The 23,835-nt window shown below is 57.3% G+C and carries 27 protein-coding genes and 3 pseudogenes; 16 read left to right on the top strand and 14 right to left on the bottom strand.

All coding sequences use genetic code 11. The features are described 5' to 3' along the window. The first annotated feature begins 897 nt into the window (after window positions 1-897). From RHM69_RS05455 to RHM69_RS05420, 8 genes are all read left to right on the top strand, one after another. Window positions 898-1,056 carry a TonB-dependent receptor gene (locus tag RHM69_RS05455; RefSeq protein ID WP_023628987.1) on the top strand — a complete coding sequence of 53 codons (159 nt, stop codon included), beginning with the start codon at window positions 898-900 and terminating at the stop codon, window positions 1,054-1,056. 278 nt (window positions 1,057-1,334) lie between these two features. After that, the gene (locus RHM69_RS05450; protein WP_090515957.1) at window positions 1,335-1,724 is read left to right on the top strand and encodes a PepSY-associated TM helix domain-containing protein; all 390 of its coding nucleotides are present in this window, start codon (window positions 1,335-1,337) and stop codon (window positions 1,722-1,724) included. Beyond that, window positions 1,711-1,851: a PepSY domain-containing protein gene (locus tag RHM69_RS05445; protein ID WP_196448528.1), complete on the top strand. Its 141-nt coding sequence runs from the start codon at window positions 1,711-1,713 to the stop codon at window positions 1,849-1,851. Before RHM69_RS05450 ends, RHM69_RS05445 begins: the two co-directional genes overlap by 14 nt. An 11-nt stretch (window positions 1,852-1,862) precedes the next feature. Then, window positions 1,863-2,693, top strand: a complete 831-nt coding sequence (locus tag RHM69_RS05440; protein WP_196448527.1) for a PepSY-associated TM helix domain-containing protein — start codon at window positions 1,863-1,865, stop codon at window positions 2,691-2,693. Window positions 2,694-2,856: 163 nt separating this feature from the next. Then, window positions 2,857-3,177, top strand: coding sequence for an IS66-like element accessory protein TnpA (gene tnpA / locus RHM69_RS05435; protein ID WP_071576116.1), 321 nt, complete (start codon window positions 2,857-2,859; stop codon window positions 3,175-3,177). Further along, window positions 3,174-3,509: an IS66 family insertion sequence element accessory protein TnpB gene (gene tnpB, locus RHM69_RS05430; protein WP_033902865.1), complete on the top strand. Its 336-nt coding sequence runs from the start codon at window positions 3,174-3,176 to the stop codon at window positions 3,507-3,509. Before tnpA ends, tnpB begins: the two co-directional genes overlap by 4 nt. 63 nt (window positions 3,510-3,572) lie before the next feature. Further along, window positions 3,573-5,108, top strand: a complete 1,536-nt coding sequence (gene tnpC / locus RHM69_RS05425; RefSeq protein ID WP_033902866.1) for an IS66 family transposase — start codon at window positions 3,573-3,575, stop codon at window positions 5,106-5,108. Window positions 5,109-5,180: 72 nt separating this feature from the next. Further along, the gene (locus RHM69_RS05420) at window positions 5,181-5,498 is read left to right on the top strand and encodes a DUF3325 family protein (RefSeq protein ID WP_024075430.1); all 318 of its coding nucleotides are present in this window, start codon (window positions 5,181-5,183) and stop codon (window positions 5,496-5,498) included. An 897-nt stretch (window positions 5,499-6,395) separates the two neighbouring features. Here the strand turns inward: RHM69_RS05420 and RHM69_RS05415 are convergent. Further along, window positions 6,396-6,686, bottom strand: coding sequence for a helix-turn-helix domain-containing protein (locus tag RHM69_RS05415; protein WP_023628984.1), 291 nt, complete (start codon window positions 6,684-6,686; stop codon window positions 6,396-6,398). 82 nt (window positions 6,687-6,768) lie between these two features. On the opposite strand from RHM69_RS05415, the gene RHM69_RS05410 reads away from it, so the two are divergent. The 4 genes from RHM69_RS05410 to RHM69_RS05395 all read left to right on the top strand — a co-directional run bounded on the left by RHM69_RS05410 (window position 6,769) and on the right by RHM69_RS05395 (window position 9,759). After that, the gene (locus RHM69_RS05410; RefSeq protein ID WP_023628983.1) at window positions 6,769-7,206 is read left to right on the top strand and encodes a hypothetical protein; all 438 of its coding nucleotides are present in this window, start codon (window positions 6,769-6,771) and stop codon (window positions 7,204-7,206) included. Between the two features lie 401 nt (window positions 7,207-7,607). Further along, window positions 7,608-7,808 carry a hypothetical protein gene (locus RHM69_RS05405; protein WP_370694611.1) on the top strand — a complete coding sequence of 67 codons (201 nt, stop codon included), beginning with the start codon at window positions 7,608-7,610 and terminating at the stop codon, window positions 7,806-7,808. A gap of 240 nt (window positions 7,809-8,048) precedes the next feature. Further along, window positions 8,049-9,293, top strand: a complete 1,245-nt coding sequence (locus RHM69_RS05400) for an ATP-binding protein (RefSeq protein ID WP_023628980.1) — start codon at window positions 8,049-8,051, stop codon at window positions 9,291-9,293. 232 nt (window positions 9,294-9,525) lie between these two features. Next, entirely contained in the window at window positions 9,526-9,759 is a 234-nt protein-coding gene (locus tag RHM69_RS05395; RefSeq protein WP_023048074.1) for a hypothetical protein, read from the top strand. Window positions 9,760-10,088: 329 nt separating this feature from the next. Here the strand turns inward: RHM69_RS05395 and RHM69_RS05390 are convergent, their stop codons facing one another. Further along, window positions 10,089-11,207, bottom strand: a complete 1,119-nt coding sequence (locus RHM69_RS05390) for a site-specific integrase (RefSeq protein WP_028688847.1) — start codon at window positions 11,205-11,207, stop codon at window positions 10,089-10,091. Window positions 11,208-11,324: 117 nt separating this feature from the next. On the opposite strand from RHM69_RS05390, the gene RHM69_RS05385 reads away from it, so the two are divergent. After that, the gene (locus tag RHM69_RS05385) at window positions 11,325-12,314 is read left to right on the top strand and encodes a site-specific integrase (protein ID WP_023628979.1); all 990 of its coding nucleotides are present in this window, start codon (window positions 11,325-11,327) and stop codon (window positions 12,312-12,314) included. A 298-nt stretch (window positions 12,315-12,612) separates the two neighbouring features. Here RHM69_RS05385 and RHM69_RS05380 read toward each other — a convergent pair whose 3' ends face one another. From RHM69_RS05380 to RHM69_RS05360, 5 genes are all read right to left on the bottom strand, one after another. Beyond that, window positions 12,613-12,897 (bottom strand): LysR family transcriptional regulator, encoded by a 285-nt coding sequence (locus tag RHM69_RS05380; protein WP_071576115.1) that lies wholly within the window; start codon window positions 12,895-12,897, stop codon window positions 12,613-12,615. A 10-nt stretch (window positions 12,898-12,907) separates the two neighbouring features. After that, window positions 12,908-13,240, bottom strand: coding sequence for an ArsR/SmtB family transcription factor (locus RHM69_RS05375; protein WP_223194054.1), 333 nt, complete (start codon window positions 13,238-13,240; stop codon window positions 12,908-12,910). A 9-nt stretch (window positions 13,241-13,249) separates the two neighbouring features. After that, window positions 13,250-13,921 carry an alpha/beta hydrolase gene (locus RHM69_RS05370; protein WP_023048077.1) on the bottom strand — a complete coding sequence of 224 codons (672 nt, stop codon included), beginning with the start codon at window positions 13,919-13,921 and terminating at the stop codon, window positions 13,250-13,252. After that, complete coding sequence (locus tag RHM69_RS05365) at window positions 13,918-14,733, bottom strand: DODA-type extradiol aromatic ring-opening family dioxygenase (protein WP_023048078.1); 816 nt, start codon at window positions 14,731-14,733, stop codon at window positions 13,918-13,920. Before RHM69_RS05365 ends, RHM69_RS05370 begins: the two co-directional genes overlap by 4 nt. 462 nt (window positions 14,734-15,195) lie before the next feature. Further along, the gene (locus tag RHM69_RS05360) at window positions 15,196-16,095 is read right to left on the bottom strand and encodes a LysR substrate-binding domain-containing protein (RefSeq protein ID WP_023048079.1); all 900 of its coding nucleotides are present in this window, start codon (window positions 16,093-16,095) and stop codon (window positions 15,196-15,198) included. Between the two features lie 162 nt (window positions 16,096-16,257). Here RHM69_RS05360 and RHM69_RS05355 point away from each other — a divergent pair, with 162 nt between their 5' ends. Beyond that, window positions 16,258-16,614 (top strand): putative quinol monooxygenase, encoded by a 357-nt coding sequence (locus tag RHM69_RS05355; protein ID WP_023048080.1) that lies wholly within the window; start codon window positions 16,258-16,260, stop codon window positions 16,612-16,614. Between the two features lie 94 nt (window positions 16,615-16,708). Beyond that, window positions 16,709-17,503, top strand: coding sequence for an SDR family NAD(P)-dependent oxidoreductase (locus tag RHM69_RS05350; RefSeq protein WP_023628975.1), 795 nt, complete (start codon window positions 16,709-16,711; stop codon window positions 17,501-17,503). Window positions 17,504-17,811: 308 nt separating this feature from the next. Here the strand turns inward: RHM69_RS05350 and RHM69_RS05345 are convergent. From RHM69_RS05345 to RHM69_RS05335, 3 genes and pseudogenes are all read right to left on the bottom strand, one after another. Beyond that, window positions 17,812-17,986 (bottom strand): annotated as a pseudogene (locus RHM69_RS05345) (transposase); the annotation flags it as partial. A gap of 291 nt (window positions 17,987-18,277) precedes the next feature. Beyond that, window positions 18,278-18,682, bottom strand: coding sequence for a DoxX family protein (locus tag RHM69_RS05340; RefSeq protein WP_023048084.1), 405 nt, complete (start codon window positions 18,680-18,682; stop codon window positions 18,278-18,280). Window positions 18,683-18,765: 83 nt separating this feature from the next. Next, window positions 18,766-19,410, bottom strand: a pseudogene (locus RHM69_RS05335) (NADPH-dependent F420 reductase); the annotation flags it as partial. Between the two features lie 88 nt (window positions 19,411-19,498). Between RHM69_RS05335 and RHM69_RS05330 the strand changes: the two are divergent. Next, a complete protein-coding gene (locus RHM69_RS05330; RefSeq protein WP_023048086.1) occupies window positions 19,499-20,443 on the top strand; it encodes a LysR family transcriptional regulator in 945 nt (314 codons plus the stop codon). Between the two features lie 39 nt (window positions 20,444-20,482). Here RHM69_RS05330 and RHM69_RS05325 read toward each other — a convergent pair whose 3' ends face one another. From RHM69_RS05325 to RHM69_RS05310, 4 genes and pseudogenes are all read right to left on the bottom strand, one after another. Then, a complete protein-coding gene (locus RHM69_RS05325; protein WP_023048087.1) occupies window positions 20,483-20,680 on the bottom strand; it encodes a tautomerase family protein in 198 nt (65 codons plus the stop codon). A 233-nt stretch (window positions 20,681-20,913) separates the two neighbouring features. After that, window positions 20,914-21,369, bottom strand: a pseudogene (locus tag RHM69_RS05320) (IS5 family transposase); the annotation flags it as partial. Between the two features lie 214 nt (window positions 21,370-21,583). Continuing rightward, a complete protein-coding gene (locus RHM69_RS05315; protein WP_023048089.1) occupies window positions 21,584-22,738 on the bottom strand; it encodes an acyl-CoA dehydrogenase family protein in 1,155 nt (384 codons plus the stop codon). 61 nt (window positions 22,739-22,799) lie between these two features. Further along, window positions 22,800-23,666 (bottom strand): IclR family transcriptional regulator, encoded by an 867-nt coding sequence (locus RHM69_RS05310; RefSeq protein ID WP_023048090.1) that lies wholly within the window; start codon window positions 23,664-23,666, stop codon window positions 22,800-22,802. Window positions 23,667-23,835: the final 169 nt, after the last annotated feature.

The following is a 23,835-nucleotide window of genomic DNA, read 5'->3' as shown; positions in this document are numbered from 1 at the left end:
ACAACCTACATTGCACGATTTATTTTATAGGCTATTCAATATTTTCCTTCAATGTCCCTTTCGTGGTAGTAGAGGCGGAATCGCTAGAATCCACTTGCAAACGAGGAAAGATGCACGAGCACCCGACGCAAGCTCTTTTGAGCAGAGTATATTATTGGGGGCGTCCACGGCCGATCCATCAAGTAGATTTGGTAGTTTGGTCTTAACCGCATCACTACTGGAGATTATCCCCTACTCAAGGTTTTTGATATTTACTAAACTGTGTGAGAAAAGAAGGGGCGGGATGCTGATCCCAAGAGACCTGCATAAGGCAGCGATTTTTCCATATATCAACAGGGCAGGCTATGAAACCTTGTACCGTTTTTTAGGGGGTTTCCCTAGGAAAGATTTTCCGTTGCTAGATCGCCATCTTCAACTTCAAGAACATTCGTATGTTCAAGATGGTGTCCTTGGCAAGCGTCTATTCGGATACTCACAATGAGCTATTAAATGCGCATGCCTATCGTTGCCGGCTGGCTGCAAGGAGAAAAACTCCACATGCTAGATGCACGCAGGGCTTTTAACATTTAATTTCCTGCTAGTTAATGTAAGGATTATGCCGAGATTAAGGAAAATCAGGACATAAGACCTGTATATTATTGATATAAAGCAGTTTATATATTTGCGCCTTGCCCCTCCTGCGTCATACCTGCGAGCGTCTATGCTGATCTTTTTGCATGCTTGGGTGCTAAGCGATGGCTGCTTTGGAGAGAACGGCATACCCACGACTCCGCAGCTATTCGTTTCCTCAGAAGAGCTTGGCTGGATTTCCAGAACAGCGCAATCCTGCTCTTTCGCTTGGGCTGACGGTTCAGTTCAAGGTATTTCAATGACACCGGCGAGAGCGAGGCGACGACCTTGTTTGATGCAGCCTTCAATTACCAGATTGCCAAGGACACGGATCTGGCGGTCAATGTCAGTAATCTTTTGGATGAGCAGCATGTCGTGGGCTCCGGAACTGCGGATTACTACAATCCGGGCCGAGAACTCACCGCCAAGCTGAGCTACAGCTGGTGAGCCTGTCAGTAATGGCTCCTGTTGTGGTGGTATCTCGTGTTCTGGCCGCGATCTTCGGCTGCTATGCATTCGTCTAGGGCGTGGCGGCGCTGAATGGGGTTGGGGTCGATTACCATGCCGCCGAGCAGGCGATGATGATGCTGGCCTTCGTCCTGTATCTCGCGCTGTTTCCGCAGCCAGTCTGTGGCGGGTCTCGATGGTACTGGCGCTCGGCAGCGTCTTGATGCTGGCTGTTGCCTGGCAGCTGCAGCGCATGATCATCGGATAGGAGCAGAGCCATGCTGAACAACTTTCGCCAATCCATGGCCTGGGTACACACCTGGTTCGGTTTGGTGCTGGGCTTCGTGCTGATGGTCGTCTTCTTTTTCGGTGCACTGTCGGTGTTCGACCGCGAGATCGATCGTTGGGCGATCCCCGATACGCGCTTCGAGCCGCAGCCTATGCCGTCCTACAACAACCTGCTGAAACAGGTATTTGCCGATCTCAAACCGCATCCGGTGGATATGGCGGCAACCAAAGGGCGGGTAATCGGCGACCTGCCGGCGCCGGAAACCATGCCCATGGTCTCGCTCTATGCCTACACCACCCACCGAGATCCCGTGCTGAGCATTGGTGGCGAGTTTGGTATCCCCAACCAGCCAAAGGACCCAGCGGATGATCAATCGTAAGATCTTCAAGGAGTTTTTCACCTTCCGTCCGCGCAAGCGGACCCAGCGCAGCGCGCTGGACCTGCATAACATGACTGGCGTGGTGGCGTTGCCGTTCCACTTCTTTTTTGCCTTCACCGGTTGGTGATCTTCGCGTCGATGTACTACTTCCCGGTCTCCGGGACCTTGCTCAAACCGCTGCATAATCGGCATGAGGTGATCGAGGCGGCGCATACCGGCTTGCCCCATGATGAGGCCGGTGTGCCCGCGAAGATGGCCTCCGCCAATGCCATGGTGGCCGAGGCCAAGCGCATCTGGGCTACGCGCGATATGCCGGGAGAGGTCGGGCTGCTGACTATCGAGCATCTAAATGACGCCAACGGCTACGTCAGCATCTACCGCGCCGGCAGTGATCGTGTGGCGCTGGTCGGGGAGGGCATTCACTTCAAGGCCAGTACCGGCGAGCTACTGCGCAACGACCCGCCGAGTGACCCGGTTGGTTCCGTCAATCAATTTCTCACCGGCTTGCACCTGCAGCACTTCGAACACTGGGCGCTGCGCTGGCTGTACGTGGCGGGCGGTCTGCTCGGCTGTGTGTGCATCGCCAGCGGTTTTGTGTTCTTCGTCGAGATACGCAAGCAGGAGCACGCCCGACTCGGGCTGCAGGGCTGTCGGTTGGTTGACGCCATGGCAGTCACCACGGTTACCGGCATGCTGCTGGCAGCGGTCGCCATGCTGGCGGCCAACCGGCTGCTGCCTGAGCCCATGCCTGGCCGTGGCGAATGGGAAAAGTGGGTGTTCTGGGGTGCCTGGCTGCTGAGTTTGCTGCATGCGCTGTTGCGTAGTGCACCAGTGGCCCAGGCGCGGCACAATCCGGCCTGGCGCTGCTCTGCGTCGCTGCGGTGCTGCTCAACTGGATCACCACGGGGGACCACCTGGTCAAAAGGATGCTGCTTGAACCCTACTGGGCCGTGGCCGGCGTCGATCTGAGCCTGTTGGCCTGCGCGCTGATAGCGCTACTCACCGCGCGTCGTCTGGCAAGGCCGGTTGAGGGTAAGCGTCCGGCGAACTCACCTTCCGAACTCCAGCATTAAGGGCGATGGTGTCCGCGTATTTTTAAGCGGACGCGATCACCCTTATCGCCAGGATTTCCATGCGCCAACGAAGCTCTTATCCCAAACCATTCAAAGCCCAGGTCGTTCAGGAATGCCTGCAACCTGGCGCAACCGTGTCCAGTGTCGCCATCAGCCACGGCATCAATGCCAACGTCATCCGCAAATGGCTGCCGCTCTATCGAGATCAGCCCGCAGCGGCTTCACTACCGGCTTTCGTCCCGCTAAAAGCCCCACCTAAACGGTCAGTCGAAACGTCAGTGATCATCGAGTTGCCCGTGGCCGGGCAAGTGATTACGGTGAAATGGCCAGCCTCGGATCCCGAGGGTTGTGCGCAATTTATTCGGGCTGTCGCTCAATGATCCGCATCGATGCCATCTGGCTGGCCACCGAGCCGATGGACATGCGCGCTGGCACCGAGACGGCATTAGCCCGGGTGATTGCGGTGTTCGGTGCGGCGAAGCCGCACTGCGCTTATCTGTTCGCCAATCGCCGGGCTAATCGAATGAAAGTGCTGGTGCACGATGGCGTCGGCGTCTGGCTCGCAGCGAGACGACTGAACCAAGGCAAGTTCCATTGGCCCGGCATTCGCCACGGCGGCGAGGTCGAACTCGACAGCGAACAACTCCAGGCATTGGTGCTGGGCCTGCCGTGGCAGCGCGTCGGTGCAGGCGGTGTGATTAGCGTGCTGTAAACGCCGGCCATTTGGCCGGTCTGCTTGTCGTCGCCCCGTGCCTGCTCTGGCACAATTGGCGGCATGACTTTCTCGCCCAGCCTCGACCAGATGACCCCGGAACAGCTTCGTGCCTTGGCGGCACAGGCGTTGCAGTTGCAGTCCCAGGTCGAGGCGATGAGCAGGAAGATTCAGAACGATGAAATCCTCATCGAACAGTTCATGTTCGAAATCGCCCTGCTCAAACGGCACAAGTTCGCCAAGCGCAGCGAACAAATCAGCCCGGCGCAAAGCAGCTTGCTGGATGACCTGCTCGACACCGACCTTGAGGCTATCGAGGCCGAGCTGAAACAGCTTCTTCCCGCTGCGCCACAGGTCGAACCACGGCAATCGCCGAAACGTGCGCCATTGCCGCCACAGTTTCCACGCACGGTGATTCGTCACGAACCCGAAAACACCCAGTGCGCCTGTGGCTGTCAACTTCAACGCATCGGCGAAGACGTCAGCGAGAAGCTGGATTACACGCCGGGCGTGTTTACCGTCGAGCAACATGTGCGGGGCAAATGGGCCTGTCGCCAGTGCGAAACCCTGATCCAGGCGCCGGTGCCGGCGCAGGTTATCGACAAAGGTATACCGACCGCAGGCCTACTGGCCCACGTGATGGTGGCCAAGTTTGCCGATCACTTGCCGCTGTACCGGCAGGAGAAAATCTTTGGTCGCGCCGGACTGGCAATTGCGCGCTCGACCTTGGCGCAATGGGTCGGAGAAACTGGCGTGAGACTTCAACCGCTAGTTGATGCTCTGCGTGAGGCGGTGTTGAACCAGCGTGTGATTCACGCCGATGAAACACCGGTGCAAATGCTTGCGCCAGGCGAGAAGAAAACCCACCGGGCCTACGTCTGGGCCTACAGCACGACGCCGTTTTCGGCGCTCAACGCGGTGGTTTACGACTTCAGCCCAAGCCGTGCCGGACAACATGCACGCAACTTCCTGGGCGACTGGAACGGTAAGCTGGTTTGCGATGACTTCGCTGGCTACAAGGCCGGATTTGAGCAAGGCATCACTGAAATCGGCTGCATGGCTCACGCCCGTCGCAAGTTTTTCGATCTGCACGTGGCGAACAAAAGTCAGCTGGCCGAACAAGCGCTGCACTCGATCAGCGGCTTGTACGAAGTCGAACGCCAAGCGCGGGAAATGAGTGATGAAGATCGGTGGCGAATACGTCAGGAACTGGCGGTACCGATCCTCAAAAAACTGCATGACTGGATGTTGGCCCAGCGCGACCTGGTGCCCAACGGATCAGCCACGGCCAAAGCCCTCGACTACAGCCTGAAACGCTGGGTAGCGCTGACGCGCTACCTGGACGATGGAGCTGTGCCGATCGACAACAATCAAGTCGAGAACCAGATACGGCCCTGGGCACTCGGGCGCTCGAACTGGCTGTTTGCCGGGTCGCTACGCAGTGGTAAACGGGCTGCGGCAATCATGAGCCTGATCCAGTCGGCGCGTATGAATGGGCATGATCCGTATGCCTATCTCAAAGATGTGCTGACTCGGTTGCCAACACAGAGGGCCAGTGAGATCGGGCAGCTGCTGCCACATCAGTGGGTGCCTGCCTAACTTACGCAAGGTGAGTTGGGCGGACGCTTACGGTTGAGGTCGCGGACCGGACTCGCATCGGTGGGGTGGCCTATGAGTAATGCAGGTCTGTGGTTGCTGGGTGCCGCCGCCAGCATGGGCTTGGCGACCAGTTGGTTGGCGTTGTCCCTGCCGGCGCACTGGCGCCAGGTGTTCAGCGCCGACGAGGTTGCGCCGGACTATCTACGCAGCCTGGGCTGGCTGGCGCTGATGGTATCGGCTGTGTGCTGCTTCAAGGCTGACCATCCGTCGATGGCGGTGCTGGTCTGGCTCACCCTGTTGCCGGTCGCCGCCGTAGCAACGGCCATAACGCTGAGCTACCGGCTGGGGCTGCTGCGCCTGTTTTGCCCGTTATTTCTGCGCACTCGATAAGAGTGCGCGGCTTCTGTATCTGCAACATTGTGGTTGATCCGATCGTACTGCTCACCTCAAACCGGGCGAGCTTGTTCACACTGGATACGCCGACCATCCCATGTCACCTCGTTGTGGGATGCTTGCAGGATCGAGCGACGCGAACTCTTACCAACGTATTTGCGCTCTAGCGTCGGCAACAGTTGGCTGACCTCGGTTCGTTTCCGGCTAACACCCGCCCCCAACGTTTAAAGGCGCTAGACGCGATGCAGGTCGAGCCGAACGACATTCTGGCAGGAACTGTGTTGAAGTCGCAATCCGGGTTGTACCGTCCGCTTCTGGCCGTTTGCGGAAGCTAGAGGTATTTAGCCCGACAGTAGGATCACTGTTACGGTGAAAAGTGTTCGTAGGCGTCAGAGCGTCCCTTGGGCAGATCTGCCTGCTGGAGCACCCGCCGCAATCGGGAAAGAATGTTCCGTTCAATACCCTGTTCCCTGCGGCAAAATGGCCGACATCACACCTTACCATTCAGAACGGCGGTACCGAACACTTCCCATATCAAGAGCAGATGGTCGGCGTGTCGCTATCTCAGGCGCCCTCGAAGGGTTAGACATCGCATGTGCACAGGCCCTCCGGAACAGCATGGAACGCCTGCCGAAGGTCCCTTGGGGAGTAGCCTTGCCGGATCAGTGGAGGCGTGACTCTTCAAGGCTTGCGTCACGCTAAGCACGTGTCATCGATGTTTGTTGCGATGGGCGAGGTCTATCACTCGAATTCATGCAGTGGCTATTCGCGACTGAATTCATGCTCGCTGTTGATTGCGAGCAAGAAAGCCCGCGCGCCGGGCAGCAGAGCAACTGGCGACGTTGCGATCAAATGCTTTTTGGGATCGGTTGCCGATTCGATTCCATGTCGAACCTACTCAAGTCTCAGGCAACCCTTCAAGCTCGTGATTTCTCGATGGATTTTTTTCAGTAAGTCTTCGGGTTTTAGTTCGGGTGTTTGCCTTTGATAAGCCAGGAACAGAAGCGTTAGGGGATGAATGCCAATGATCTCAGCAATCTGCTCAACCTTTTCAATCGATGGTTTCCATTTGCCGCGCTCGATCGCACTGATATAGCTCTGACTAGGCCCAAGCCCTTCCTGAGGCATATCCTTCGAAATACGTAGATTCCTGATCACCAAACCAAGCGCTTCATTCAGTTCCATTTGCTGTCTCGCAAAAGGAACGATGAAGCCTTTTTAGTGCTTCTGGAGCTATGCTATATACAGCTTAAAAGAGGGTGTGCTGATGTTTATTACGTACAAGCGCGCTGAAATCATGTATCCAGCGCTGTTTGGAGACGACTCCCAGATGTGGCGATTCGTCGAGCTCGATGATCATCGCCCTTGGTTTTACGTGATGATTAACCGCCGCCAGAAGGCAGCCGCATGGAGGACGATGCTCTTGATTCCAACGGAGGATGAGTTCGAGCAGATGCTAGTGAAACGCGCTGAAGGAACACTGATTGAGGCAGTTCAGGTGGTGTTGCCATCGCGGCTGAATGGATCCGGTAATTGGACGATGGAGATGCTCATAGAGCTCGTTAGGGTCTATGATCAGGACGAGCGAGTCATGGGTTACGACTTTAAGACGGCCTCGGGCCATACCTACTCTCAAAGAGACTGCCGCCACACCTTGGCTGCAGCAAAGCAACAAATTTACTGCTCTTCGATGCGTCTTGTTTGAAGGAGGGGTCGCTGACTGGAGCAAGCCTTGAAGGAGTGCTAAAGACGCCCACGTCAGCGCCATGGCATCAGTGGCGCGCATCGCGCACATGCAATTTGCTAGTTCGTCCAGAACGGATAGCTTGGATCGTCTGTCGCCGATCAGCACTGCCCCAAGTGCGGTCTTATCTGCGCCGCAAATGCTGCACAAAATGGCGTCCGCCATTAACTCGATCTGCCGACCGTACAACAGGCCATGCCGAAAGGTACGCATGGCGAGATAGGGCGGGATCCGGGCTCATTGTGGTCCGCCTGTGCCAGGCGTTGGCGACGCCTGACCGTACAGGCGGTTACCGGAGTGATGCTGGCGGGTCGCAGGCTCGCTGCAGCAAGCTGATTCACTGGACCCAAAGGAGCCTCTCAATGAAAATCACAGCGGCGGAACAGTTCGAATGCGTCAGTGACGTCCTTTGTGATGTTTGCGGCGATAGTACGCGTGTTGAAGGATATGGGTTGCAATTTGGGACCCTTCAGGGCAGTTGGGGATTCGGCTCGGTTCATGATGGTGAGCGTTATGAGGTCCATCTCTGCGAACCCTTTTTTTCAGAACAATGGCCGACCTGAAGAGCGCGCGGATGGTGAATACCATGTTCATCGACGTCGACGAAGACTTAGGCAATTTCGGACGGGTCGCTCGCGATGATTTTTTTCAATGACGGAGGCAGCTTGGCTTGATAGGTAACTCCAGCTGGACCAACATTTGCCGAGTCTCGGGTATGCAGGTGATGGCGGGGTGAAAAGCTTGGATTTAGCTGTTTATCGGCCCATTCCCGCTGTTCGCTATTCCTATTAACGCGGGTGCATATGGACCCCGTCTGCAATCCGTACTCCCCTGGCGCTGGTACGCCTCCACCTGAGCTGGCAGGTCGCGATCAACTGCGCGAGCGGGTCCGTCAGTCGATCGGGGGAATTCGCGTGGGCCGACCTGCCAAAAGCGTAATCCTGGTTGGGGTGCGGGGTGTCGGCAAAACAGTACTGTTGAACCAGATGCTGCGAGATGCCGAAGCCTCGGGCAATCTCGCCGTCTACGTTGAGTCATCCGAGTATCGCTCTCTGCCAGCGATACTCGCGCCACAGCTCCGTCTCGCCTTGCTGCGGCTGAGCTGTATCGTACCTGCCAAGAACGCAGCGATAACTGGACTGCGAGCCTTAGCCGGTTTTGCCAAGGCTTTGGAGCCGAAGTTCAGCGATCTCAAGGTCGGTATTGACTACGAAGCCGAGGCAGCTCTGGCGGGCAAAGGTGATCTCGAGGAGGAATTTACAACCCTGCTGACTAAACTCGGTGAAGCCGCCAAAGCAGCTCACACCGTCCTTGTTATTTTCGTGGATGAGCTGCAAAACGTAGCAGAAGAACAGCTCGCCGCGCTTATCGCAGCGCTGCATCGCGTCTCGCGATTGATCTTGCCGGTTGCCCTCGTCGGTGCAGGCCTCCCACAACTCCGACACCCTGCTGGACATGTGAAAAACCACGCGAAGCGCCTCTTCGACTACCTAGAGGTCGGTTCGCTGGAGCCACACCAGACGCGTCTGGCCTTTGTAAAACCAGCGGAGGCCGAGGGCGTGACTGTAGACTCAGAAGCGGCCGACATGGTTGCTCACCTCACACGCGGCTACCCTTATTTCATTCAAGAGTGGGGCAGTCATGTCTGGGACGCAGGGCAGAATAACCACATCACGCTTGCAGACGTCCAGAAGGCGTCCGGGCACGTTATTGCTGCTCTGGACGAAGGTTTTTTTAGGGTAAGACTCGACCGAATGACCGTGGCAGAACACATTTATTTGCGCGCCATGGCTTCGCTTGGGGAGGGGCCTCATCGTTCGGGCGACATTGCGGCATCCCTGGGCCGTACAAGCCGATCTCTCACCTCAATTCGCAACTCCCTGATTAGCAAAGGGATGATCTGGTCGCCGCCCCACAACGGCGCCGCTTTTACCGCGCCGCTGTTCGATCTGTACATGTGCCGGATCATGCCCGGTGACAGCTGGCGGTCTAGCCTTCCAAGGGCTGACGGCATTTTTTGTCCACCTGAAGAGGGCTCAGATGCTTAGAAGCGAATGCACTCATCTTGCTACGGCTACGATGGTTTGTTCACATCAAGGCTGCTGTCACATCGACTCGAATTTGCACGTACGCTGTGGAGTGCTGAGCGGCTAAGTCGAGGCTTCACTGTGTGCGTCAAAAATGGGATCGACTTACCTGTGATCGGGGCGTAGGGTCGCTCATGGATATCTTTTCTACGGGCAGCATCGACATCAGGCTGGCAGGAGCAGAGAACAGAGCATGAGCGAACTCAGTGATGATGAAATAGACCGACTAGAGGCAATGATTCCTAAGCTGGCCGCCGTCGCCACTAATGCTGCGTATCTGCGTGCGGTTGCCGCAGGGCATTCACTGATAATGGCGAAGGATGGCGTGCTCGTACAAATTCATCCTGACGGTTCGGAAAAAAAGCTTCGCGACTTGTGCAGCAAGCACAGGGTCGAGTCTGGTAAGACTTTCAGTGTGGGTATTTGAAGCGCACCTGCCGACCAGGCGTATTCATAAGGCGAGCGCAGGCCACAGCGACTGGTAAGCACTTGACTATCTTGCCCCTGCGACGGAGCCTTCGCTGTCTAGCGCAGGGCCGCCAGCTGTTTGCTTAACTACCCGAGTAGACGAAGCATGCTGAGATGCTGGCTGCTTGGGCGTCGCCATGCGGTCATGTATTGGTTACACCCGGAGTTGCGAGTGCCCAGCTGGGGTTGCGCATCAATTCCGCTACCGTGCAATGGACTCATAACCAGGAGCTCCACCTCTCAATAGGACACGCGTGCGCGGCATTTTCCGACGCGGTGCGTCGACCGCTAGTCAGGCTGGTTGGTTGGGCCTGATGGGGCGGGCAGGGGTTGAAGCAACATCGAGGCGCGGCTGCTCAGCAGCACTCCGGCTTGGAAGTAGCCCATAACGGTTTCGACACTGCGATGTTCAGTCATGGCCATCACTTCACCCAATGGGGCCCCCTGGCGACCCGCTTCCGTTACAAAGCCCGAGCGTAAGCTGTGCGCGGCCCAGTCGCCGTCGAGGCCAGCCAATTTGGCGCGGCGCTGAACGATCCGTGCTACCTGATCAGACGATAGTCCGAACGGGCTGACTTTGCCGCCCTTGTAGAGGCGCCGAAAAAGCGGACCGGTATCGGCGGGCGCGGCGATGAGCCAAGCCGTCAACGCGTGTGCAGCGCGACCCAGCAGAGGTTTTTCGCGACGGGATCCCGTGGTGTCTGTTTTGGTGACGCCCAGCGTATAGAGCCAAGTGTCTTCATCCAGTTTGCGCACATCGTCGACCTGCAGGCCGGTCACCTCGGATCGACGACGCCCGCCGCCACTCCACGCCATCAGGAGGAGGGCGCTATCACGAGTACCGCGAATGCCATCCGTACAGGTCGCCAACATGGCCTCCAGAGCCTCCACCACAGCTGCCGTCTTTTTGCGGACAACTACCCCCTGGCGCGCCTGGGCTTTTCGCGCATCTCGCAGCAGCGTTTTCACTGCCAGTGCTTCAGTTGGGCTTTCCCAGTTGTTGAAGCGATGCCACCTGCCCAGTGCCGAAAGCCGATGACATACCGTGTTGTAGCTCAGAGGTCCCGGCTTTGCCTTCACACGTGCCGCGACTAACGCGGCATCGATGGTCGGCGGTAGCAGATAGGTCCATGCACCATTTGCCAGTGGGCGCGCCAGGTGATCCACCACGAACTGAATGACTACAGTCGACTGTACAGGCGCATCGCCCATCGCAACGCCGTAGCGCAGGTGCAGCCAAGCCGACCAGTAGGCGAGGGCGCTGCGATAGCTCCGTACCGTGTTTTCGGCGGTGCCGCTGGCAACAAAGCCTGCGGCCGCCTCCTGAGCCTTCAACGCCAATCTACTGGGGTCTAGGGTGGGCTCGTCGATCAACGGCATCTGATCAGTAATATATGATACGTCCAACGTATTATATTTCCACTATCCAATAAATAAGGTCGGATAATCTTTAATTATCCAAGGTGAGGCGATTTTTTCGTCGTTTGGCAGTCGCTCACCAGTACATCAAGGGGATGTGCGTCGATGAGCCACGAGATCGAGCGGTACCTGCAGGCCGGTACCCGCCCCAACACCCGGCGCAGCTACCGGCAAGCGCTCGAGCACTTCGAGGTCGCCTGGGGCGGCTTTCTGCCGGCGACCAGCGATGCCATCGTGCGTTACTTGGTCGATCACGCCGCCACGTTGTCCAGCAACACCCTCAAGCTGCGCCTGGCGGCCTTGGCGCAGTGGCATGTCAGCCAGGGCTTCCCGGATCCGACCAAGACCCCGCTGGTTCGTCAGATCCTCAAGGGCATTCGTACCTTGCACCCGAAGCCGGAGAAGCAGGCCGAACCGCTGCAGCTGCGCGAACTGGAGCAGTGCGTGGCGTGGCTGGAGCGGGCGGGCGAGAAAGCACTGGACGAGGGCGACCTGCCGCAGCTGTTGCGCTGCTGGCGTAATCGCGCATTGCTGCTGATCGGCTTCTGGCGCGCCTTTCGCAGCGACGAACTGTGCCGCCTGCAGGTCGAGCACATCCAGGTACGGCCGGGGGAGGGCATGCAGCTGTTCCTGCCGTGGAGCAAGGGCGACCGTGACAACCAGGGACAGACCTACAGTGCGCCGGCGCTGGCCCGCCTCTGCCCGGTGCAGGCCTACAACGACTGGATCTGTGTCGCCGGCATCGCCCGCGGTCCGGTGTTCCGCGGCATTGACCGCTGGGGTCACCTGCGCGAGCAGGGCCTGCACCCGCACAGCGTCATCCCGCTGCTGCGGGCGGTACTGAAAGCGGCCGGATTGCCCGCCGAGTTGTATAGCAGCCACTCCCTACGCCGTGGCTTTGCCACCTGGGCCACGCGCAGTGGCTGGGACCAGAAGGCGTTGATGGGCTATGTCGGTTGGCGCGATGCCAAGTCGGTACTGCTCTATGTGGACAGCACCGGCTTTTTCCCCGGGCAACTGCGGCCGATGGTGCCAGGCCTGGAGGCGGAGGCTTTGTCGAGTTTGCCTCGTCCAATTGCACTGCCGGGCAGTTGACCGCCTCAAGCCATTCAGCACTTCCGGTGATGGCTGCTTTGTTTCCGCGGAGCAATTACACCCAATGCTGGGCTTTGGCCTTGATGTGGCTGGTGTTATTGATACGTATCGAAAGGGCGACGGTAAACCATGAGAGTTCGCCATCAGATGATTGCTCAATTACAGACAGGAATGTTCAGCTTGCGTCGGCATAACATGATGCCACCAGCGACATAGACTCCAGTCATCTGTCAGTCCACCTGACACCGCCAGTCATGAGAGGTTAGAGCAGGCCAATAGTGCTCTGCTGCAAAGAGGATTATCTAAAGTTCGATGCTAGTGTGGCTGTAATCAGTCTCATCGCTGGACATAATTCAGAAGCAATTTTTTTCGCTTTCGGTGTTGCCACAATACCCCTGCCCGAACGAGTAAAGAGCGGATCATTAAATTTGTCACGTAGCTTGACCAGCGAATTGCTTACGGCTGGCTGTGTTACGCCAAGACTCTTGGCTGCTAACGTTATACTTTGTTCCTTGTAAATACACATAAAAACCACCAATAAATTGAGATCGATGGATGCAAATGTGTCCTCGCGAATAGTCATGGCAGAGCTCTCAAATCCCCTTTACAGCATCGCTTTCAATGTTTTCACCAGCATTTCGATGGTGTATTCGCAGCGTTTGAAAAAAATGGATCGGGCCGAGCTTTTGGCAAGTAATCAATCCTGTGCGATGCAGCGTGCGCAAGTGATCGGACACGGTCGATTGGGCCAACTTGCACTTGCGCTCAATCTGGCCGGCACACACACCGAGCAGGAATGCATGTTCCTGCTGCGGAAAGTGTTTCTCTGGGTCACGGAGCCACTCAAGGATCAACCGGCGCTGGGGGCTGGCTAACGCTTTAAGAAGTAGATCCACTTCCGTAAGTTTACTGCGGGAGTTCACCATCAAGGTCGCTCAGGCGATGTTCAATACAGGCTTCAGCCACTGAATGAAATCTTCCACTTCTTCATTGGTGATTTCGTGGCCCATGTCGTACAGGTATGTTTCATGATGCACGTTCAGTTGGTGCAACCAGGCATCCGCTTTTTGTGCCCAAGACACGGGGAGCTTGTTATCACCATAGCCATGAGCAATAAACGCCGATAGCGAACTCAATGCTTGAGCGCTGGCAATGTGTGGTGCCAGCTCAGGGAGAATTCTGCCGCTGAACAAGCCAAAGCCTAGCACGCAATGAGGGGCGCTAAGCCCGACGCTTGCACTGAGAATACCGCCCTGGCTAAAGCCAGCTATCACTGTAGGCATTTGTGGTAAGGCAGTTACAAGCTCCACTAGTTTCTGGCGGCTGGTTTCCGCTTGCTCTTCAACGATCACCGGGCCTTCGTTGGTGAAATTTACCTGAAACCAGGCAAAGCCCTCAGCTGCGATTTGCAGGCGGCTGCGTACCAGCAATATTTCAATTCCTTCTGGGATAAAGCCGGAAAGGCCTGCCAGATTGGTTTCATTACCGCCTACACCATGCAATAGCAGGAGACGTGCACGAGGGGCAGCAGCACGGATTACCCGACGATAGACAAGGCCGGATTGCGGTTCTTGCTGCAGTTCTGAAATGGCTAGTGGCAGGTTCATGCTTGAGTAATCTCCTGAGTGGCGGTTGGGCTTTTGAACAGGTAGCTGTCCATAGCCAGTACGCCGTCGGCGACACCGCCCTCTAGCACATCCACGGCGTAGTGCTCGCCTGCGGCACCGAGCGCCAGAAATAGCGGCAACAAATGTTCTTCACTGGGGTGCGCACGCTCGGCCTCCGGGGCATTGCGGCGGTAGGCGAGCAGCGCTGGCAGGTCACCGGCTTGCAGGGCGTCACGGATCCAGTCGGAAAAACGCGCTACGTACTCAGCCGGGTCGCCGTAGTTGCTACGGAACTCATAAAGGTTATGGGTCAGACTGCCGGAGCCAATGATCAGCACGCCCTGATCGCGCAGCGGCTTGAGTGCCTGGCCAAGCTGCCAGGCACCCAATGGATTGAGCGGGTGGGGCATGGACACTTGGACCACCGGGATATCCGCAGTGGGCAATAGGTGCAGCAACGGCACCCAGGCGCCGTGGTCCAGGCCTCGATTCGATTCGGTAGTTGCGGCAATCCCATTGCGGGAAAGCAGGTTGCAGATTTGCTCGGCCAATGCAGGATTGCCGGTTGCAGGGTATTGCAGGCGATACAGTGCTTGCGGAAAGCCTCCGAAGTCGTGAATGGTTTCCGGCGCCTTGCTGCTGCCTACACGCACGCTCCCACGGGTCATCCAGTGAGGAGAGACGATTACGATGGCGCTAGGCCGTGGCAGCGCTCGGCCTAGCTCAGCCAGGCGTGCCCCGGCCTGGCCGGGTTCGATGGCAAAGGTTGGTGCTCCGTGGGACACGAACAACACTGGATAGGCCAGACTCATGGTTGAAATCCTGCTTAGATATTGGGGCCGCAGCAGCAAGAGGTGGACTGATCGGCGTTGCAAAGCGTGTGCGCCGCTCACTGACCTGCCTACCCACAGCGCACTGATTGGCTGGGGATGGCTCAAAGTTTATAGATTCGATTTTGGAGATAAACTCAGATATTGGTGAATAACTATCTCGAAAACCGGGATAATTGGCGGTCACTTGTCGACTCTTCAGGCCGCTGCCAGCCGGAGCGCTGAGCTACACATCAAGGTGCCAATATTGCCCCCTGCGCCTGGCCAGAACGCAGGTTGGTGAGTAGATCCCTGGTCGGCGGGCTCTAGTATTTGGGGGCTCCCTGGCTTTGTTACAGATCAGTCCGCGCTCATCGCTATGGCTGCTGAGTGGCACCCTGAGTTAATGGGGCTGGCGTTGATCAACCCCGCGCCAAGGTCGCGCAGTAGCTGTCCGTTCTGCCGTTAGCTGTGGCCATACAGCTTCAATAACTCGTCGACCAGGTAACGAATTTTGGGCCGCAGATGATTGCTCTTCGACCATAGTGCGTGGACCTCGACAGGCGCCGGTTCAAAGGGCTCGAGTACCGTAACAACAACCTGCTGGGCGATGTCCTTTTCAAATAGACAGAGCGGCATCTGGCAAATACCGAGGCCGGCTCGCGTGGCTTCAATCATCGCTTCGGCATCGTCAAACTGATAGGTCGGTGGTGGCGAGAACTTCAAGGATTGCCCGGCCTGGGCCATTTTCCAGGGCATTAGGCTGCCGCGGCGATAGCCGACGATGCTGCGGTGCTGGCCCATGTCCTCGAGCGTCAACGGCGTACCATATTCTTCCAGATAACCCGGCGCTGCACAGGTTACCCAGCGGTGTGACGTCAGGCGTCTGGCCACCAGGCCGGGGACGTTGTCGACGCTGCCAAAACGAATGGCCAGGTCGATACCTTCTTCCGTCAGGTCCACCAGTTGGTCGCTAAAGGTCAAGGTCAGTTGCAACTGCGGGAAGCGTTTGCTCATCTCCAGTAGCACCGGCAGTACCACCTGTTTACCGAACGCGACCGGCATGTCCACCCGCAAGCGCCCTGTGGGCACGCCTAACTTGTTGCCGAGGTTGCTCTCGGTGGCCTTGATCTCCTCCAGCGCATTGGACCACACGGTGAAGTAGGCCTCGCCATCCGGAGACAGGGACAAGCGGCGGGTCGAGCGATAAAACAGGCTGGTACCCACCCGTGCCTCCAGCCGTGCAATCGCCTTACCTACGGCCGACTTGGACAGCCCCAGGCGCTCGGCTGCCTCTGTGAAGGTCGCAGAGCGGGCGGTGGCGAGAAAAATATGGATGCCGCTGAAGGAATCTTCGGAGGTCATTGCCGTTTTCCTAGGCGCAAGAGTTGGTAGCAAATTACGCTACCTATCTGTGATTTCAAGGTTGTTTATCAGCTTGCTGCTCTACCTTAGCATGGCTGCTGACTCAGCAACCCTCTGCATCTATCGCATGGGGTTGGTCATTTACTTCTGTGAGGACGCCCCATGAAAGACGAAGTCATCAGCATTTTTACCCTAAGCCTGGCTCCGGAAGACTTCCCTGAATTTAAAACGCTGGTTGCCAAGATTGTCGCCGCTACGAGCGAAGAGCCTGGCACCTTGATGTACGAATACAGCGTCAACGAGGCTCGCACTGAGGTGCACATTATCGAGCGTTACCGTGCCGATGCTGTCGTTAACCATATTGAAGAAACCTTCGCGCCGTTCGGCGAAAAGTTTCTCGAGCTGGTGAAAATCACCAGCCTGCTAGTTTATGGCAACCCAGACGCGCCGACGCGCAAGCACCTGGATGCCTTTGGCGCGGTGTACATGAATCCGTTTGATGGGTTTACCCGGACCTGACACCGCCAGTCAGTAGCCGGCGGACAAGACCGCTGACTATTCAGCAACCGATCTAACCTGCCGGGTACTACCTGGCGCTAGAGGGTCAATACGCATGCACATCAATCTTGCCGGCAAGACCGCTTTGGTTACTGCCTCCACAGGCGGCATCGGCTTCGCCATTGCCCATGGCCTGGCGCTCACCGGCGCTATCGTGATCATCAACGGGCGGAGTGACAGCTCGGTCGAAAAAGCCCTGGCACGTTTGAGCGAAGCGGTACCGCAGGCCACCTTCAGCGGAGTCGCGGCTGATCTGGGCAATGCCGACGGCGTTGGCGTTCTTACAGCTGCGCTTCCCACCATCGACATTCTGGTCAACAACGCCGGCATCTATGGTTTGGCCGATTTCTTCGAGGCCGATGACGACTGCTGGGAAGACTATTGGCAAACTAACGTAATGTCCGGTGTTCGCCTGAGCCGCGCGTTGGTTCCAGCCATGGTCCAACGAGGTTGGGGTAGGGTGGTGTTTATCTCCTCGGAGTCAGCCCGAAATATCCCGGCCGATATGGTTCATTACGGCGTAACCAAGACGGCGCAACTGGCGTTGTCGCGTGGCTTGGCCAAACGTGTGGCCGGCAGCGGCGTAACCGTTAACAGCGTGCTGCCAGGCCCGACACTGTCTGATGGCTTGGCTGAGCTGCTCAAAGGAGAGTCTGCCCGCTCCGGCAAATCCTTGGAGGCCGTCGCTGCCGAATTCGTCATGACCCACCGTCCCACCTCGTTGATTCAACGTGCGGCCACGGTCGATGAGGTCGCCAATATGGTCGTCTATATCTGCTCCACCCAGGCGTCAGCCACCAGCGGCGCTGCGCTGCGGGTCGATGGCGGCGTGGTGGACGATATCCTCTGAACCCTTGACTACCTGGCACGTGTGTTCCGCACGGGTGACCTGAAGGTCACCGGCGCGCACGCTGTCAGTGAGTGAGCAGATCTCCAATCGATTCCGCTGCCAGTTGATACGAACGGCAACGCGCCGTCGGGTCGTAGATGCGCGCATCAATCATCAGTTCGTCTACGCCGGTGGTAGCACTAAACAACCACCGACTGAAGTCGGTGGGTTAGTGAATTACGGATTGAAAGTCCGGATACGCGTCGGCTGAACGACGCGTCGCATTAGTCCGGCTCCATCTTGAAATTATCGTTCGGGCTCGGCTCTGGCATCAAGTGACCCTCCACGATCCGGCACTCACGCTGCCTCGCCAACTCATGTAGCACCTCCCCCCAGGTGCTTGCGGATCGCTCCGAAGATCGCCTTCTTACGCCTCTTCGGGATGAATACAACGTGGTACTTACAGTCCCACTTCGTGTGAGCAAGGCTTTGGTAATCTCTCATTGGGTACCCCTATCTCTTGGTCGAGATAGAAGGTTCCTGATGACCGCATCACACGGTCAACCTCAAGGAGTCCCTCGGCTAAGCCGGGGGATTACCTTGTTTATTTAAGACTTGAAAGCCAAGCGGATAGATCGTCCAACTGCCTCGATATCCCATGCCCACTCGACCCTTTCATGTGCTGCGTACGCCGGACCGGGGCATGACACCAAGGCTGAAAAGCTTTCTGGATTTTACCCTTGCCAAGTTTGGCGAGAACCCGGCAAAGGCAACCTGGCCGAAAGCAGCGAGCGGTTAGTTACGTGCTGAACGTTTCAAGGCGAAGGCTCCGTCATCCAGCAGCGCCAAGGCCAGTGCAGTGAATGCCAGAAAGACCGGGTATTCCCAGCCACCATTGGCGTTGGTGAAGCTCCAGCCATTACCGAAGTGCACGCTTGCTGCCACCAGCAGTTGCACGGTGGCTAGGGCCGCTACCCAGCGAGCGAGTACACCAAGGATCAGGAACAGGCCGCCGACCACTTCAAAGGCAATGACCGGATAGGCAAGAAAGCCGGAGAAGCCAACGGACTCAAAGAAACCTGCTGTGCCGGCCGGGGTGAACACCAGCAGCTTGGTCAGGCCATGAGCGAGAAACATCACGCCAAGGATTAGGCGTAGTACCAGGGCGGCATAGGGGAGGGTGCGGCTAGCGGCGGTCATGGGTGTTTTCCAATACGGGGAGTGTGGGTTGCCCGGGGCCACAGCTGTTTCGGCCGTGGCGCCAGGCATTGGGTAAGTGGGAATTAACGATTGAGCCAGACCGGCGCGATCTGCGTGCCGAGCCCTGCGCCATAGCCGAGGTAGATGTTCAACCCGGCCAACGCTTCCAGATAACGCGCGTTTACCAAACCGCCGGCATCCACGGTTTTCCAACCCAGGCTTTGCGCAAGAGCAACGGCGGTTTGTTTGGCTCGTGCGCTATCGCTGGCCAGGAACACGCTGCCTTGCTGCTCGTTGGCAAATGTGGGACCGCTGGCCAGCACTTGGGCGAACAGGGTGTTGAAGCCCTTGACCAGCTCCACACCTGGCAGCGCCTTGGCGATTTCCTCCGCTGCACTGGTGCTGTGGCCGATGGTCAGACCCATGTAGTCGGCTGTCAGCGGGTTGGTGATGTCGATGACCACTTTGCCTTCGAGACTGCCCAGACTTTTCAGCGCGGTTAAGGCGTCCTGGTAAGCAGTGGCGACGATCACCACTTCGTTCTGGCCAAGGGCCTGATCAGCGGCGAATGCTTCGACGTTTTGATGCTGCGCGGCGAGGGCGTGCGCCTTGTCCAGATCACGGCCGGTGATACGAACATGGTGTCCAAACTGGGACAACTGTTGAGCGAAAGCCGAGCCCATGTTGCCGGTACCGATAAGGGTAATGTTCATGTCTTTTGCCTCGTGCTGTGTGTGATGGGATCCAGTTTAAAGATTCGATTTACGAGATAAACATGATTTAATGTGACTTATAGTTCCGATAAGTGAGGCAATAATGGATCGCGCGTTGGAGATGCAGGTGTTTTGCGCCGTGGTCGACAAGGGCAGCTTTGTCGGTGCCGTCGATGCGCTGGAAATGTCCAAGGCCGCCGTTTCCAGGCATGTAAATGCGCTGGAGGAACGCCTGGGCGTACGCCTGCTGCAACGCACCACGCGACGCTTATCACTGACCGAAGAAGGACGGGTTTTCTACCAGCAAGCGCGGGAAGTGCTGGCGTTGATGGGGGAGGCGGAAAGCGCTGTTTCTTCGGGCAACCATGAGCCTGCCGGCGTGCTGCGGGTCAATGCGCCGGTGAGTTTTGGTGTGTTGCACCTGGCGCCGCTGTGGACTGCCTTTTTGGAGCAAAACCCGAAGATTGAGCTGGATATCAGCCTGAACGATCGCCAGGTCGATTTGGTGGAGGAGGGGTATGACGTCGCGGTGCGCATCGCCCGGTTGGAAAGCTCTTCACTGGTGGGGCGCCGGTTTGCCAGCACGCGGATGCGCCTGTGTGCAGCCCCGAGCTACATCAAAAGCCATGCACCAGTAGAAGTGCCGCAAGACCTGGCCGAGCACCGGGTGATTGCCTATAGCAACTTTTCCAGTGGGAACGAATGGAGTTTTACCGGGCCCGATGGCGAGCATAAGGTCAACACGCGTTCGGTCATTCGCTGCAATAACGGTGATACATGCCGATCTATTGCGTTGACTGCTGGCGGCATTTTGCTGCAGCCAAGCTTTATGGTAAGTGAGGATCTTCGGCGGGGTGATCTGGTGGAGTTGCTACCGGAGTATCGCTCGGTAGAACTGGGTATTTATGCCGTCTACCCAACCCGCAAACACCTGGCATCCAAGGTGCGGGCATTTATCAATTTTCTGGTCGAACAGTTTGAGCAGGTCGACTGGGAGTCCGGCTACCCAGCACAAAAGAGCCAAGCCCGGGCTGCAAAGAAGATGTAACACTCCTTGCAGCCCACTGGCCATTAACGCCGAATGACCTTAGGTCTTCTTCGGATCGTCGCCGAACAGCTTGCCTGCACCGGCCCAATCCGATGGCGCCACGTCTTCAAAAATGACGTAGATGTAATTGGCATCGGTACCGGTGTTTTTCACGATGCTCTGGGTGATTTCTGCAGCGACAGCTTCCTTCGCGGCGTGGTCTTTTCCTTCGAACCAGCTGACTCGTACAACGGGCATGGAGTGATCCTCTATTCAGGTTGGGTTTAGCGCGATTAGGGCTAACCATGCGGTCAGTCCGGGCTCAGCCAATCAATGCAGCAGAGCAGTCGAGAGAGAATAGGAGAGATACAGAAGGCGATAAACACGCTGTAAATCGCCTATATGTAGAAATTATTTCTCCAATCAGCCCGCCATTTACCGGCGCACCGGCGATCAACAGTTGCTAAGTACCGCTAGGGGCTGTTGCCATTTCACATGGGTAGCCATAGGAAGGCACAGGCCATGGCCACCACGCTCTCGTAATTTCTCTTGAGCTTGTCGAATCGAGATGCCACCGCCCGGTAATGCTTCAGCCGGGCAAAGGCGTTTTCCACCAGGTGCCGATTGCGGTAAAGACCTCTGTCCAGATCCGCGTTGCCTTTCACGGAGTTACGCTTTCTCGGGATCACGGCCTTGGCCCCTTGTAGCTCAACCTGCTCCCGGATTCTCTCGCTGTCATAGCCCTTATCCGCGACGATGGTTTCTGCCGCCGGGAGCTTGGAAATCAACGCGGGTGCCTGAGTGCAGTCATTGATTTGGCCACCTGTGATTTCAAACTCGATGGGCAAGCCGTGGGCGTCCACCGCCAGGTGAATCTTGCTGGTATTGCCAGCTCGACTTTTCCCTATAGCCTCATCGTTGCCGCTGGCAGCGCCTGCACTGTGCTGTGCGACCTACTGTGGCGTAGTTGGAATTCCAGTTTCGTGCAGCTACCCCGCAGTTCATCTGGGGGTAGGTTGACGGGAAGCTCGCAGGCTGAGGCTTTCGGGACCACACCAGTGGAACACGCACTCATGTCGAACAACTACCTTGAAGCCAGGATGTGGCGCTATTGAGTCTCGGCGCGACTGGAGCCCAACTGGTGTCAGAGCAGGTGCCGTGTCACCGCTGCGCTTCGCGGATCATGTTACGGGCGATAACCACCTGCTGAATCTGTGTGGTGCCTTCGTAGATACGGAACAGCCGCACGTCACGGTAGAAGCGCTCAATGGCGTACTCGCTGACGTAGCCGGCGCCACCGTGGATCTGCACGCAGCGGTCGGCGACACGACCGCACATCTCGGTGGAGAACATCTTCGCGCAGGAGGCTTCGGTACTGACGTTCTTGCCCTCGTCGCGCTTGCGCGCGGCATCCAGCACCATGCAGCGGGCCGCGTAGATTTCGGCTTTGCTATCAGCCAGCATCGCCTGGATCAGTTGGAACTCCGCGATGGGCTGGCCGAACTGTTTGCGGTCCAGCGCATAGTGCAGGGCATCGTCCAGCATGCGTTCGGCTGCGCCGACACTCAGTGCAGCGATATGCAGGCGGCCCTTATCCAGCACCTTCATCGCGGTCTTGAAACCAACGCCTTCGACGCCGCCTATCAACTGGCTGGCGGGCACTCGCGCATTTTCAAAGATCACGTCGCAGGTATGGGCGCCTTTGTGGCCCATCTTGTGGTCCGTCTTGCCCAGCGACACGCCGGGTGTGCCGCGCTCAACGATAAAGGCGCTGATACCGGAGGCGCCTTTGATTTCCGGGTTGGTACGGGCCATCACCGTGTAAATGCCCGCGTGTGGCGCGTTGGTGATGTAACGTTTGGTACCGTTGAGGATGTAGCTGTCAGCGTCACGCACAGCATTGGTTTTCAACGAGCCCGCATCGGAGCCGGCATCTGGCTCGGTCAGGCAGAACGAGCTGAGCAGCTCGCCGCTTGCCAGTTGCGGCAGGTACTGGTTGCGCTGCTCCTCTGTACCGTCAAGCAAAATGCCGATTGAGCCAATGCCGTTGTTGGTGCCGATGTAGGAACGGAAAGCCGGTGAGGTGCGACCCAACTCGAAGGCGATGTTTACCTCTTCCTCCATAGTCACGCCCAGGCCGCCATAGGCTTCCGGAATCGTTAACCCGAACAGGCCCATCTCGCGCATCTGATCGACGATGTCCTTAGGGATCGCATCCGTTTCAGCCACCTCGTTTTCCCGAGGAATCAGTACCTCACCGACGAACTGGCGAAGAGAATCCAGCAGAATCTGCAGGGTTTCGGTATCACGGATCATGTGCGCTCCTCTGGGCCCGGAAGTGGGCCGATGTAGTACGGTGCACCGTCACCCTGAAGGGTTACCGAGCGGCGGCGCCGATGTTGTTAACCATGTTGATCAGGCGAGGCCCGATATCGTCAGTGAGCTTGTCCCGTGGAAGCTGGAAGCTCGGTCCACCGCAGTTGAAGGTCAGTAACCCGAACTGCGGGTGTAACAGCGGCACGGCGACTGAGTTGACGTCGCGGTGCCACTCGCCGATCGATAGGCAAAAGCCGTAATCGGTGTAATCGCGAAACGCGCGATCCAGGCCCTTGCGGATCACCGGCCACTGTGCTGCTTCGCGTTGGCGCATGTGGTCGAGGAGAAACTCTCGCTCGCTCTCTGGCATCGCCGCCAGGCATGCGCGTCCCGCCGAGCTTTGCGCCAGTGGCAAGTAGCTGCCGATCTGCCGCCGCATCGTGGTATTGCCTTGGCCCTGAACGACGTCCAGGTAAACCATCTGCAGGCGATCCCGGGCCGCCATTGCCACTGCGGCTTGAGCGTGATTGGCCAGCTCTTCCATCAGCGGGTGCGCCACCGAGCGAATCGACAGATTCGACAGCATGGCGTAGCCGAACCCCAGCACACCGACATCCAGCTGGTACTTGCCCGAGTGCACCTCACGCTTGAGGCAGCCAAGGCGCATCAGGGTGTTGGTCAAGCGCGTCACGGTCGGCTTGGGTAGCCCGGTCATCCGCGCCAGTTCCTGATTGCCCAGCACGTTGTCGCGCGGGGTAAAGCACCGCATCAGCTCCAGCCCACGTGCCAGCGCAGTCACGAACTGGCCGCTGGTTTCGTCCTCACTCGACGCACTGGCCGGGTCGAGCATGCCCATCTTCAGTAAAGCGATTTCATCCGCTCCAGTGCTGCTCTCAGCCTTCTGCTGATCCGCTTTGTTGCGTGCCATGGTAGAACCTCATTTTTGGAAATTGCAAGCAAATAAAAGTACGTTTCGTCAGGCGAAATTATATTTGAGCCGAGATGAAATGCAAAACGCTCATTTTTAGATAGATAATATATTGATTAATAAAGAAATAATAAAATAGTTCAGATTTCTGATTTACATGAATTCGCGA

The sequence above is a fragment of the Pseudomonas sp. CCI1.1 genome, from assembly GCF_034348165.1.
GTDB lineage: Bacteria > Pseudomonadota > Gammaproteobacteria > Pseudomonadales > Pseudomonadaceae > Aquipseudomonas > Aquipseudomonas paracarnis.
Note: the sequence above shows the minus strand (reverse complement) of the source record. Positions and strands in the feature narration are given on the sequence as shown.